The 12,564-nt window shown below is 63.2% G+C and carries 10 protein-coding genes; 6 read left to right on the top strand and 4 right to left on the bottom strand.

All coding sequences use genetic code 11. The features are described 5' to 3' along the window. Positions 1-28 precede the first annotated feature (28 nt). Positions 29-367, bottom strand: a complete 339-nt coding sequence (locus EJ066_RS24095; protein WP_006205430.1) for a P-II family nitrogen regulator — start codon at positions 365-367, stop codon at positions 29-31. Between the two features lie 380 nt (positions 368-747). Between EJ066_RS24095 and EJ066_RS24090 the strand changes: the two genes are divergently transcribed. Together EJ066_RS24090 and EJ066_RS24085 are read left to right on the top strand one after the other, a co-directional pair. After that, positions 748-2,280, top strand: a complete 1,533-nt coding sequence (locus EJ066_RS24090) for an NAD(P)H-hydrate dehydratase (RefSeq protein WP_126042387.1) — start codon at positions 748-750, stop codon at positions 2,278-2,280. Further along, positions 2,277-4,280 (top strand): hypothetical protein, encoded by a 2,004-nt coding sequence (locus EJ066_RS24085; protein ID WP_126042385.1) that lies wholly within the window; start codon positions 2,277-2,279, stop codon positions 4,278-4,280. Before EJ066_RS24090 ends, EJ066_RS24085 begins: the two co-directional genes overlap by 4 nt. Positions 4,281-4,312: 32 nt before the next feature. Here the strand turns inward: EJ066_RS24085 and EJ066_RS24080 are convergent, their stop codons facing one another. Continuing rightward, positions 4,313-5,845 (bottom strand): acyl-CoA carboxylase subunit beta, encoded by a 1,533-nt coding sequence (locus EJ066_RS24080; protein ID WP_126042383.1) that lies wholly within the window; start codon positions 5,843-5,845, stop codon positions 4,313-4,315. A 390-nt stretch (positions 5,846-6,235) separates the two neighbouring features. Between EJ066_RS24080 and EJ066_RS24075 the strand changes: the two genes are divergently transcribed. After that, positions 6,236-7,645 carry a DEAD/DEAH box helicase gene (locus tag EJ066_RS24075; RefSeq protein WP_126042381.1) on the top strand — a complete coding sequence of 470 codons (1,410 nt, stop codon included), beginning with the start codon at positions 6,236-6,238 and terminating at the stop codon, positions 7,643-7,645. 109 nt (positions 7,646-7,754) lie between these two features. On the opposite strand, the gene EJ066_RS24070 is transcribed toward EJ066_RS24075, so the two are convergent. Next, positions 7,755-8,729 (bottom strand): alpha/beta fold hydrolase, encoded by a 975-nt coding sequence (locus EJ066_RS24070; protein ID WP_126042379.1) that lies wholly within the window; start codon positions 8,727-8,729, stop codon positions 7,755-7,757. Positions 8,730-8,826: 97 nt separating this feature from the next. Beyond that, entirely contained in the window at positions 8,827-9,648 is an 822-nt protein-coding gene (locus EJ066_RS24065) for an SDR family oxidoreductase (RefSeq protein ID WP_126042377.1), read from the bottom strand. 212 nt (positions 9,649-9,860) lie between these two features. On the opposite strand from EJ066_RS24065, the gene EJ066_RS24060 reads away from it, so the two are divergent. From EJ066_RS24060 to sseA, 3 genes are read left to right on the top strand one after another with little or no spacing between them, the layout of a single operon-like run. Continuing rightward, complete coding sequence (locus tag EJ066_RS24060) at positions 9,861-10,895, top strand: cysteine synthase A (RefSeq protein WP_126042375.1); 1,035 nt, start codon at positions 9,861-9,863, stop codon at positions 10,893-10,895. Beyond that, positions 10,895-11,638, top strand: a complete 744-nt coding sequence (locus EJ066_RS24055; protein ID WP_126042373.1) for an alanyl-tRNA editing protein — start codon at positions 10,895-10,897, stop codon at positions 11,636-11,638. The genes EJ066_RS24060 and EJ066_RS24055 overlap by 1 nt, the downstream gene beginning before the upstream one ends. 39 nt (positions 11,639-11,677) lie before the next feature. Further along, positions 11,678-12,559, top strand: coding sequence for a 3-mercaptopyruvate sulfurtransferase (gene sseA, locus EJ066_RS24050; protein ID WP_126042371.1), 882 nt, complete (start codon positions 11,678-11,680; stop codon positions 12,557-12,559). Positions 12,560-12,564: the final 5 nt, after the last annotated feature.

Here is a 12,564-nt window from a genome sequence, read left to right as displayed (position 1 = left end):
TCGAGGAGATGATCTGAAATCAGAAACCTCAGACCGCGTCCATCCCTGTTTCGCCGGTGCGGATGCGCACGACTTCCTCGATGTTGGAGACGAAGATCTTGCCGTCGCCGATGCGACCGGTCTGAGCCGCCTTGCGGATGGCTTCGATCGCCCCTTCGACCGCGTCGTCGCCGAGCACGACCTCGATTTTCACCTTGGGCAAAAAATCGACGACATATTCGGCGCCGCGATAGAGTTCGGTATGGCCCTTCTGGCGGCCAAAACCCTTGGCTTCCGTAACGGTGATGCCTTGCAGCCCGGCCTCCTGAAGCGCTTCCTTCACTTCGTCTAGCTTGAACGGCTTGATGATCGCTTCGATCTTTTTCATGTAAAAAGTGGCCTCCACTGCCAAAAAAGACGGGTTGTGAGCCCCGCTTGCGCCTCCTTCAAGCACGAATTGTGCCAATTTGAGGGGGATTCGAAGCGGTATCACGCGATTTCGATGCCATGCCGCGTTGGGACGTAAATTCGCGTCATTCGCTGCGTTGGATGCGTCATGGGCGTTGGGAACCTACACATTGTCAGCCCGTTCGTCCGCACAATAATTAGGCAAACAGCGCACTTCGCAGGCAATTGCGCGTCGGCGATGCCATTGTCCCAACGATGTGCTCGCAGGTTGCGCCATCTCGTCACCGTTTGCTTCGAACCGAAAACTGGACGATGTTTGACCACAAGGGTCAGGCTTGAGCCAATGCGGATCGGCAATCCATGAGCAATGAACTTCTATCTCCGGCCGAAATGGGCGAGGCTGATCGGCTGACAATCGCCACTGGCCCGCTGGCCGGTATAGACCTTATGCGCAATGCCGGTGCGGCGGTCGCGTCGGTGGTGCTCAGCCGTTATCCGGCGGCACCTGTCCACGTGCTTTGTGGTCCCGGCAACAATGGCGGCGACGGCTACGTCGTGGCCAGCTTGCTGCATGACAGCGGCGTCGACGTAACCGTGTGGGCGTCCGGCTCGCCCAGGGCCGGCAGCGATGCGGCGCTCGCTGCTTCGGAGTGCCGGGTCAGGCCTCGGCCGCTGTCGGAGTTTGTTGCCGAGACAGGCGCGATCGTGGTCGACGCGCTTTATGGGGCAGGGCTATCCAAGCCGCTGTCCGGCGATGCCGCCAGGGCGGTCGCTGTTGCTGCTGAACTGAACCTGCCTGTCGTCGCGGTCGATCTGCCCTCAGGCGTGTCGGGCGAGAGCGGCCAGAGCCTCGGCCAGGCATTCCGCGCCCGGATCACGGTGACGTTCGCGCGAAAAAAGCCCGGCCATCTGCTGTTGCCGGGGCGCGCAATGTGCGGCGAACTCTTGCTCGCCGATATCGGCATCGGCGACGGCATCATTGCGCGGCTTGAACCGCGAACCTTCGAGAACACCCCGCCGCTTTGGATAGAAAACTTCCCGGTTCCGGCCGTCGACGCGCATAAATACAGGCGCGGCCATGTCGGCGTCTTTTCCGGCGGGCCATCGGCGACGGGTGCTGCACGGCTGTCGGCGCTTGCCGCGGCCAGAAGCGGGGCAGGGGCGGTGACCGTGCTGTCGCCGGCGAACGGGCTGCAGGTGAATGCCGCGCATCTGACCTCGATCATGCTGCGCAAGGCCGACAGCATGGCGGATGTACAGGAATTCATCGGCGGCCGCCGGCCGTCGTCCTTCGTCCTCGGACCCGGATTTGGCGTCGGTGAAAAAGCCCGCGACTTTGGCCTCGCTGTGCTGGGTGCCGGACGGCAAGGTGCCGCCGGCGGGATCGACGGACTGGTGCTCGATGCCGACGGCATCACATCGTTTCGCGATATGCCGAACGTTTTGTTCGAAGCCGCCCGTCGTCTAAACGCGCCGGCGCTGGTGCTGACGCCGCATGAGGGCGAATTCGCCAGGCTGTTTCCAGACATCGCCGGAGACAAGAACCTGTCCAAGCTGGCCAAGGCGCGCACTGCCGCAAAGCGCGCCAGCGCAACGATCGTCTACAAGGGCGCGGACACGGTGATCGCGGCACCCGATGGCAGGGCGGCGATCAACGGCAATGGCGCGCCATGGCTGGCAACTGCCGGTTCGGGCGACGTGCTGTCGGGCATCGCGGCCGGGCTGCTGGCGCAAGGCATGCCGGCTTTCGAAGCTGCCTGCGCGGCGGTCTGGATCCATGCCGAGGCCGGCAGCCGTTTCGGGCCAGGGCTGATCGCCGAGGACCTGCCGCTGGTGCTGGTGCCGGTGCTGCGCGAGCTTGCCGAGACCCGTAACGGGGCGGCCCCTCGATGAACCGCCGGTTCGCGCTGCTTGCTGCAATCTTCGTCGCCGTTTTCATGGCGCATACCGCGCGCGCCGAAGGTCCGGTGACCATCGTCGACGATCCGGCCGTGCTCGCCGCCCTCGACGCTAAGGGTTTTGGCTTCGCCGGCATTTTCGGCGTCGATGGCAAGGGCGATCTGAAGACGCTCTATGACAAGGCGCCTGCTTATCACCAGATCGTCGAAACGGTTGCCGGCGATGTCGCCGCGCTGCGGGCGGAGATGAAGGCCGGCGGGCGGCCGCTCTACGAGGTCACCGACGGCAATGTCGGCCGCATCATGGACATGCGCTGGCTGAAGACCGACGCCGCGCGCTTCCGGCTGGTCGGTGTCGTCAACCGGCTCGACCGGCGCGATTTCACCGATGCGCGCGGCGACGAGCGCTGCGGCGAGGTACGGTTCATCTATCGCCTTGCCTACAGCTTCAAGAAAAACGGCAAGGTTCTGGCCTCACGCCTGCCGTTCAATTTCAATGCCGTCTACAGCGCCGCGGCGGACGCCGATGGCGGCTGCGTCGGCGTTGCCGGGCGCTGGACGCCGCAGATCGACGAGACCGTCGATACCGGCTGGCTCATCGGCGGGCCGTTGGAAAAGGCTGGGCTGAGCTTCAAGCAGCTCGAGCTCAACGCCCAGGTGGTGCGCTTTCCCTCCGGCCAGGAAACCGAATTCGGCGGGCAGGCTGCCTATCTCATGCGGATTTTCGGTATCGACGGCGCGGCGGTCCGCGAGAAGCCGCTGGAAAACACACCCGACACGGCGCGGCTTGCCGAAGACACCGCGCTGAAAGCGAAACTCGCCGGCTATATCAGCGCCAACCTCGCAGCGGTCGACCTCGGCGTCTATGAAATCCCTGACCAATTCCTGGCGAAGAAGGTCCTTTCTTGGTCGACCTTCGGCAGCGCAAGGCAGGCCAATCACCCGTTCACGCCGCTGTTCCAGCCCGCGGATTTTGCCGGGTTCGACTATTCGGCTTTGAAGCTGGTGCGCACGCCGGAAGCACTGGTCGAGCGGCTGGACAATGGCGCCTGCCAGGGCTGTCATCAGGCAGGTTCGACCGCCGGTTTCCATTTCATCGGCCTCGACGACAAGACGACTTCGCCTTTGAACCGCATCGAGGTCGGCATTTCGCCGCATCTCCATGCCGAGATTCCGCGCCGCCAGGCTTGGCTGCGCGCCACGGCCGAGGGCAAAGAGCCGAACCGCTTCCGCCCGCTCTCCTTCGCGCCGCCGGCAGCCTGGAAGGATGCCGGCGATGTCGACTACGTGCCGGCCGGTATGGCGATGCCGTGCTTGCTGCCGGAGGACGCGGCGCGCTTTGGTTCAACTTGGCACTGCGGGGGCGGCACCGTCTGCACACCACTAGCCGCCGCTTCGGGCGTGCGGACGAAACTGGCGCAATGCCTGCTGCCCAAGGACAGCGCGAAAATCTTCTCCGGCCATCCCTGCCTGACCGGTTCGATCGCCAGCAACCGGGCGCAGCCTTTCAATGACCGCTACAGCATATCAGGCCAGTTCGCAGCCTTCGCGCCAGGCATTTCGCGCACCGACTACACCTGCCGGCCGCCAAAGATCGGCGTGCCGGCCGGCATTGCCTATCGCGGCTGCGACGACAAGGACCGCACCTTTGCCGCCTTCAAGCCGGGCAAGCCGATGCCGAGCGAGATCTGCGGGCTGGTCGGCGGCAAGAAGTTCGACACTTGCGTGGCGACCAATAATTTCGACCAGTGTCTTGGCGTCGCCGTCAACCGCGGCAACCGGCCAACTTGCTCGGCCGATCGTTTCTGCCGCGAGGACTATATGTGCCAGTCGCTGCCATCAGACACGCCGGGCATTGGCAAAGTGAAAGGTATCGGCTTCTGCTCGCCGACCTACTTCATTTTCCAGATGCGCATAGACAACCATGCGACACCCTGGGCGGGCACCGTCCGCGCGACGATGGGGGCGGGGTTCGGGGCGGCGGAAGCGGAGTGAGCTTTTGCAGCGGCCGCTTTCGCGCTGCGCTGTCACAGCGGAATGTTGTCGTGCTTCTTCCAGGGGTTCTGCATATCCTTGTTGCGCAGCATGCGGAGCGCGCGCGCAATTCGCCGACGGGTCGAATGCGGCATGATCACCTCATCGACATAGCCGCGCTCGGCGGCGACAAAGGGCGACAGGAAGCGATCCTCATAAGCCTTTGTATGCGCTGCGATTTTCTCCGCATCACCGATGTCTTTCCGATAGATGATCTCGACCGCGCCCCTGGCGCCCATCACCGCGATCTGCGCCGTCGGCCAGGCATAGTTCATGTCGCCGCGCAGATGCTTTGACGCCATCACGTCATAGGCGCCGCCATAGGCCTTTCGGGTGATGACGGTGATCTTCGGAACGGTCGCCTCGGCATAGGCGAACAAAAGCTTGGCGCCATGCTTGATCAGCCCGCCATATTCCTGCGCGGTGCCGGGCAGGAAGCCCGGAACGTCGACGAAGGTGACGATCGGAATCGAGAAACAGTCGCAGAAGCGCACGAACCGCGCCGCCTTGCGGCTGGCGTCGGAGTCCAGCACGCCGGCCAGCACCATCGGCTGGTTGGCGACGAAGCCGACCGTGCGGCCTTCGACGCGCCCGAAACCGGTGACGATGTTTTTCGCAAAATTCTGCTGGATCTCGAAAAAATCACCCTCGTCGGCAACTTTAAGGATCAACTCCTTGATATCGTAGGGTTTGTTGGCGTTGTCGGGGATCAGCCGGTCGAGCGACAGATCGTGATCGGTGACCGACTGGTAGCATTCGATCTCGGGAATTTCAGCCGTGTTGGAGGCAGGCAGCAGATCGACCAGCCGGCGCATCTGTAAGAGCGCCTCGACGTCATTGTCGTAGGCGCCGTCGGCGATCGAGGACTTCGTCGTGTGGACGGAGGCGCCGCCGAGGCTCTCGGCGGTGACTGTCTCATTGGTGACGGTCTTCACCACGTCAGGCCCGGTGACGAACATGTAGGAGGTGTCGCGCACCATGAAGATGAAGTCGGTCATGGCAGGCGAATAGACGTCGCCGCCGGCGCAGGGGCCCATGATCAGCGAAATCTGCGGGATGACGCCGGAGGCCAGCACATTGCGTTGAAAGATCTCGGCATAGCCGCCGAGCGCTGCCACGCCTTCCTGGATGCGGGCGCCGCCGGCGTCGTAGAGGCCGATGATCGGCGCGCGGTTGCGCAGCGCCATCTCCTGCACCTTGACCACCTTTTCGGCGTGCGCCTCGGACAGCGAGCCGCCGAACACGGTAAAATCCTTGGCGAAGACATAGATCGGGCGACCGTTGACGGTGCCCCAGCCGGTGACGACGCCGTCGCCGGCGATCTTGGTCTTCTCCATGCCGAAATCGGTCGAGCGGTGCTCGACATACATGTCGAACTCCTCGAACGAGCCCTCGTCGAGAAAGACGTCGATGCGTTCGCGCGCGGTCAGCTTGCCCTTCTTGTGTTGAGCGTCGATGCGGGCCTGGCCGCCGCCCATGCGCGCCATGTCGCGGCGGCGCTCGAGTTCCTTCAGCACGTCCTTCATCGGTTGGTCCCCAAAACGGAAAGCTGTATTTGGTGGTAATCATGCCGGCAAGGGAGCGCAAGCGCCGCTTCGCCCCGGCTTTTGCTGCATTGCAACATGGCGCCCCTTGCATTCCGCAGCGAACTGGGCCATATGCGGCGGCATAGGCGCTTGGGCCGGGAGTATCCGGCCTTCTCGATGAATGAGACCGGTTGCGTCTGTTTTCCCTCTTTCCGACATATCGGCGAGGCGGCGAAAAAGCCCCGCGGCATGATGCCTGCGGGCACGACAGCGCAGCCGTGCGGACGACAACGTCCGCCGCCTTGTCGTTTCATGACAGTTTTTTCGACGGCAGGTTGCGCCCTGCCGCGATGATGTTTGCGGCCAGGAGCCGCGTGAAAGAAGAATATTTTGACCAACGAAAACACTTTACTCGATACAGACGCTGGGGAACTCTCCGGTTTCGCAGCACTTGGAATTACGGGCGCGCTGCTCAAGGCCACCAATGCCGCCGGCTTCACCGATCCGAAGCCGATCCAGGCCCAGGCGATCCCGCCGCAGCTCGAAGGCCGTGACATTTTCGGCATCGCCCAGACTGGTTCCGGCAAGACCGCGGCGTTCGCGCTGCCGATCCTGTCGAAGATCATCGGGCTCGGCACCAAGCGCCGGCCAAAGACCGCCCGTGCGCTGATCCTGGCGCCGACGCGCGAACTCGCCGTGCAGATCGAAGAGACGATCAAGCTGCTCGCCAAGGGCGCGCATGTCTCGACAGCACTCGTGCTCGGCGGCGTCTCGCGCTTCAGCCAGGTGAAGAAGATCGCTCCCGGCGTCGACGTCCTTATCGCCACGCCCGGCCGGCTGACCGACCTGGTGCGTGAGGGCGATCTCGTGCTTGCCGACACCAAATGGCTGGTGCTGGACGAAGGCGACCGCATGCTCGACATGGGCTTCATCAACGACGTCAAGCGCATCGCCAGGGCGACCGCGCCGGACCGGCAGACGGTGCTGTTCTCGGCGACCATGCCGGCCGAGATCGCAGAATTGGCCAAGGGCCTGCTGAAGAACCCGATTCGTGTCGAAGTGGCGCCTCACAGCACCGCGGCGGCCGAGATCGTGCAGGGCGTCGTCCTTGCCCGCACCAAGCAGAAGCGGCAGGTGCTATCCAAGATGCTTGCCGATGAGGCGATGAAGTCCGTCATCATCTTTTCGCGCACCAAGCATGGCGCCGACAGGGTGACCAAGGACCTCGATCGCGACGGCTTCAAGGCCGCCGTCATCCACGGCAACAAGTCGCAGAACGCCCGCCAGAAGGCACTGAACGACTTCCGCGATGGCTCGGTGCGCATTCTTGTGGCGACGGATATCGCGGCGCGCGGCATCGACGTGCCGGGCATCAGCCATGTGGTGAATTTCGACCTGCCGGATGAGGCGGAGAGCTATGTCCACCGCATCGGCCGCACTGGCCGCAACGGCATGGACGGCATCGCGATCACGCTTTGCGATCCTTCCGAAAACAGCAAGCTGCGCCAGGTCGAGCGCATCATCCGCACCAAGCTGCCTGTTGTTGCCGACCATCTCGGCAGCCCCGATCCCCAGCGCAATCCGGCCGAAAAGAACGAACGCTTCGAACCAGCTAATGATCGCAACGACCGCAATGGCCGTCGCGACGGCAGGCGGCCCGGCGGCCAGAACAACGGCAAGAAGCGTTTCGGCGACAAGCCGGCCTTTGCCGGCGAGCGCAAGCCGGAAGGCGCAAAGCCCTTCAAGGGCAACAACAAACGACGCTTCGGCGGCAAGCGGCCGGCGGCACGGGCTGCGTAACCACACCATTGTGTCCGGCCGAGCCTGTTGAGCTTGGCCGTGGCTGACATAGGGCAGGGCGATCGAAGCGATGCTTCGGTCGCCCTTTTCCTTTCGTGGCACGCGCCTGCTATTCCGTGAGCGCCTTGATCCACACCACGATCCGCTGCGCGAGGAAAGCTGTGGTCGCCGGCGACAGCGCGTCGCCGGCGATGACGTGGTTGTCCCGATCGCCGGTATCGTCGACCGGCACCAGCTCGTGTGCGGCCCCCCAGCGTCCGGCGATTTCGCGGGTGCGGTCCGGCCGCACGATCTTGTCCGAATCCGAAAAGATGAATAGGGCAGGCATGCTCACCTTTTCCACCGGCGCGCCGTAGGCAAGCTCGGTCAGCGCCACCATCGGAAGCGTCGCCGCGATCGGATAGCGATAGGTCCAGAATTTCTCATGCAGCGCATTGCGCGGCACGAAGCTGCGCTCCTTGCCAGCGACCAACTCCGCGATCTCTCGGCCCCAAGGCATGGTCAGGAGTTCGGCGCCGGAAGCCTTGACGCCGAAATTCGGCGAGATAAACGCGATTGCCGCCACCCCGTTCGACCCGCCCGGTTGCGTCGCCGCCCATGCCGCCAGTGAGCCGCCGGTGGAAGTAGCGATGACGATCACCTTGTCGCCGATCGCCCGGCCGATGGCGAGCGCTTCCTCATAGTCGTTGATCCAGGCATTGACGCTGCCTTGCGCCATCGCGGCACCGTCCTGTCCGTGGCCGGTGAGGCGGGTGTAGAAGAGATTGGCGTCGAGTTGGTCGGCCACCTCGTCGGGCAGCGGACGAACTTCGCCTTTCGACGCCGAGAAGCCGTGGATGTAGACGATCGCGAGCGGCTTCCTGGCATGGACCATCGGATTGGCCCAGATGATTTCCTTCTCCAGCCCGTCGTGGATGCCAGGTACGGCAGCCTCCTTGCGGGCGAGATAGGCTTGCGGGTCATCGCCGATCACGGAAGGATCGAAACGGATCGTGGTGTCGGCCTGGACGCGCGGACCAAGCACGAAGCCCAGGATAAGAATGACGGCGAGACCCAGTACCGCAAGCACGATCCGTCGCCCCATCACAGACTCCACGCAACAATTCTCAACCTATGGCCGCAACGGCAAACAGGCAACGGGCGTCCCTCCGGCGACGAGCTTGCCAACTTTGATGGCCGGCCTATTCGCTCGGCGGTTTGCGATCGAAATTCAGCGGACGTGCCCTCCAGCGGGTCGCGGTGCTGATGACCCATCGGCAGAACGGTCTCGGCAGGATACCGAGCAGCTTCAGGCCCCAGCTCAAGCGGCGCGGGAAAGTGACTTCGAAGCCGCCGGATTTGATGCCGCGCGCCATGCGGCGCGAGGCGCGGCTGGCGGGCATCAGCCCTGGCATCGGCAGCAAATTCTTCTCGGTCAGCGGCGTGTCGACGAAGCCCGGATTCATCACCTGGATGCGGACGTTCATCTTGTCGAAATCGTATTTCAGCGATTCCGCCAATATGTTGATCGCCGCTTTGGTGCCGCCATAGGCTGCCGTGGTCGGCCAGCCGAAATAGGCGGTCACCGAACCGACCAGGACGATATGGCCGCGTCCGCGGATGCGCATGCGCTCGATGACCGGCACCAAGCCGTTGATGATGCCGAAATAATTGACATCGAAGGACTGGCGAAACCCGCGGACGGTAAGGTCTTCGCCGGCGGTCGCAATATAGTTTCCGGCATTGAAGACAGCCAAGACGATCGGGCCGAGATCCTTCTCGATCGCCGCGACCGTCTTTGCCATGCGCTTCTCGTCGGTGACGTCGCAAGGATAGGCCGCGACATGGCCAGGCATCTGCGCCGTCTCGACAATAAGCGTGTCGATCGGATCGTCGTCGAGTGCCGTCACCGCGACGGCATAGCCTTGAGCCGCAAGATCCTTGGCCAGTGAACGGCCGATGCCGCTGCTGCCGCCCGTGATCCAGGCGACGCCGTGCTTCGGGTTGGCCCGATAGAGTGTCATGCTATGCCCTGCCACTTTTTCTTAGCTGTGCTCTAACGATGAAGAAATCGAATGAAAAGAGCACTTTTCAGCGCAAGCATCCCAATGAATGCCGGAACGCAACTCTGTTTCAGGATTGCACCCCAGAAATGCCGCTGGACCAGACAAATTCTTGCCTTGAAACCGAAGCTTCGGGTTTCTAGGGTTTGGCCGCACCGCATAAAGGAATCTCCATGCCCCGTTCTGTGATCGACGTGATCGGCAACACGCCCCTGATCCGCCTCAACAAAGCCTCGGAAGAGACCGGCTGTGAGATTCTGGGCAAGGCCGAATTCATGAATCCGGGCCAGTCGGTCAAGGACCGCGCCGGCCTGTTCATCATCCGCGACGCCGAGCAGCGCGGGCTCCTGAAGCCGGGCGGGGTCATCGTCGAGGGAACGGCCGGCAACACCGGCATCGGATTGACGCTGGTCGCCAAGGCACTTGGCTACCGCACTGTGATCGTCATTCCCGAGACGCAGAGCCAGGAGAAGAAGGACACGATCAAATTGCTCGGCGCAGAGCTGATCGAGGTTCCGGCAGTCCCTTACAAGAACCCCAACAATTATGTGAAACTGTCGGGCCGTCTCGCTGAGCAGATGGCGCGGTCCGAGCCGAACGGCGCGATCTGGGCCAATCAGTTCGACAACGTCGCCAACCGTGACGGCCATATCCGCACCACGGCGGAAGAAATCTGGGCCCAGACTGGCGGCAAGGTCGACGGTTTCGTCTCGGCGGTCGGCTCCGGCGGAACGCTGGCCGGCGTCGCCTTCGGGCTGAAAGCCAGGAGCAGGAACGTCAAGATCGCGCTCGCCGATCCGCTGGGTGCGGCGCTCTACAGTTTCTACACCAGCGGCGAATTGAAATCCGAGGGAAGCTCGATCACCGAAGGCATCGGGCAGGGGCGGATCACCGCCAATCTGGAAGGATTCACGCCGGATTTCTCGTTCCAGATTCCGGACGAGGATGCGCTGCCGATCGTCTTCGACCTGATCCAGGAGGAGGGCCTGTGCGTCGGCGGCTCGACCGGCATCAACATTGCAGGTGCTGTCCGGCTGGCGCGTGAACTTGGTCCCGGCCATACCATCGTGACCGTGCTTTGCGACTACGGCACGCGCTACCAGTCGAAATTGTTCAATCCGGAGTTCCTGCGCGAAAAGAAGCTGCCGGTGCCGGGCTGGATGGAACAACGGAGCACGATTTCGGTGCCGTTCGAAAAGGTCGCGTGATGGCGCACAACACGGAAGCGCTGTTTCGCGACAACGCCTATCTAAGGACGGCTGACGCCATGGTTGTCGCCGTCAACGATCGTGGCGGCATCATTCTGGACCGGACGATCTTCTATGCCACGTCGGGTGGGCAGCCGGGCGATATGGGCACCTTCGAACGCGCCGACGGCAGCCTGATCGCTGTTGCCGCCACCATCACCGGCGAGACCAAGGACGAGATCATCCACGTGCCGCCGCCGGGGCAGCTGGTTCCGGCCGTTGGCGAGCGGGTGAAGCTCGCCGTCGACTGGGAGCGTCGGCATCTGCTGATGCGCATGCATACGGCCTGCCATTTGCTCACCGTCGTCTGCCCGTTCCCAATCACTGGTGCCGCGGTTTCCGAGGACGACAGCCGTATCGATTTCGACATACCGGATGCCGGCTTCACCAAGGAAGACGTAACGGCCAGGCTAATGGAACTGGTGCGGGCCGACCACCCGATCTTCGTCAGGCTGATATCAGATGAGGAACTGGCGGCCAATCCGGGACTGGTGAAGTCAAAGAATGTGCGGCCGCCCGTGGGTACTGGCAAGATCCGCCTGGTCTGCATCGGCGAGAATGCCTCGATCGACAGCCAGCCATGTGGCGGCACCCATGTGAAGAGCTCCGGCGAAGTCGGCGAGATCCATATCGGCAAGATCGAGAAGAAGGGCCGCGAGAACCGGCGCTTCCGTATCCGCTTTGGACCGATGCCGACGACCTGATAGACAGTATGCCGCCAAGGGGCGGGCAGGAGAAGAAGAATGGCCGAAGACAGCCCTTTCACCGTCGCTGCGGACTGGCTGCAGGCGCGCCTTAGCGAGCCGGGCCTGACGATCATCGACGCGTCCTGGTATCTACCGGCGCAAAAACGCGACGCGCGCGCCGAGTATGACGCAGCGCACATTCCGGGTGCGCGGTTCCTCGATCAGGATGCGATCTCGGATCCCGATTCCCCACTGCCGCACACGCTGCCGTCGCCGCAGCATTTCGCCCAGTATGTCGGCGCCATGGGTATCTCGGCAGACGACACCATCGTCGTCTATGATGGCCCGGGCTTCTTCTCGGCGCCGCGCGCGTGGTGGATGTTCCGTGTCATGGGCGTGTTCCAGGTCTATATATTGGATGGCGGCTTCGATCGCTGGAAAGCGGCGGGACGGCCGGTGACGGCGGAGCCGACCAAGATCGCGCCTTGCGTTTTTCATGCCGACTTCGATGCCGCTCGCGTCGCCAGCCTTGCCGACATGCGCCGGATCGTCGGGACGAGGGAAAGCCAGGTCGCCGACGCCCGATCTGCCGGCCGTTTTGCCGGTACCGAGCCGGAACCTCGCGCGGGCATTCGCTCAGGCCATATGCCTGGCGCGCACAATGTGCCGTCATCGGTGCTTGCCGAAAACGGCGAGCTGTTGTCGAAAGACCGCTTGCGCAAAGTGATCGAGGACGCTGGCATCGACCTGTCCAAACCGGTCGTCACCTCGTGCGGTTCAGGCATTACGGCGGCCGCGATCACGCTGGCGCTCGAGACGCTTGGCCATACCGACAACAAGCTCTACGACGGCTCATGGACGGAATGGGGTGGGCTTTCCGATACGCCCGTCGTGACGGGCCCCGACTTGATGGGCCCCGTCTTGATGGGCAAGGACTGACGGCG

Origin of the sequence: Mesorhizobium sp. M9A.F.Ca.ET.002.03.1.2, from assembly GCF_003952365.1 — a bacterium.
Lineage (GTDB): Bacteria > Pseudomonadota > Alphaproteobacteria > Rhizobiales > Rhizobiaceae > Mesorhizobium.
This window is presented reverse-complemented; position numbering and strand designations above follow the sequence as displayed.

Coding starts and splice junctions, on each gene's coding strand:
- EJ066_RS24095 (WP_006205430.1), bottom strand. CDS start 367: ATGAAAAAGATCGAAGCGATCATCAAGCCGTTCAAGCTAGACGAAGTG.
- EJ066_RS24090 (WP_126042387.1), top strand. CDS start 748: ATGAGCAATGAACTTCTATCTCCGGCCGAAATGGGCGAGGCTGATCGG.
- EJ066_RS24085 (WP_126042385.1), top strand. CDS start 2,277: ATGAACCGCCGGTTCGCGCTGCTTGCTGCAATCTTCGTCGCCGTTTTC.
- EJ066_RS24080 (WP_126042383.1), bottom strand. CDS start 5,845: ATGAAGGACGTGCTGAAGGAACTCGAGCGCCGCCGCGACATGGCGCGC.
- EJ066_RS24070 (WP_126042379.1), bottom strand. CDS start 8,729: ATGGGGCGACGGATCGTGCTTGCGGTACTGGGTCTCGCCGTCATTCTT.
- EJ066_RS24065 (WP_126042377.1), bottom strand. CDS start 9,648: ATGACACTCTATCGGGCCAACCCGAAGCACGGCGTCGCCTGGATCACG.
- EJ066_RS24060 (WP_126042375.1), top strand. CDS start 9,861: ATGCCCCGTTCTGTGATCGACGTGATCGGCAACACGCCCCTGATCCGC.
- EJ066_RS24055 (WP_126042373.1), top strand. CDS start 10,895: ATGGCGCACAACACGGAAGCGCTGTTTCGCGACAACGCCTATCTAAGG.
- sseA (WP_126042371.1), top strand. CDS start 11,678: ATGGCCGAAGACAGCCCTTTCACCGTCGCTGCGGACTGGCTGCAGGCG.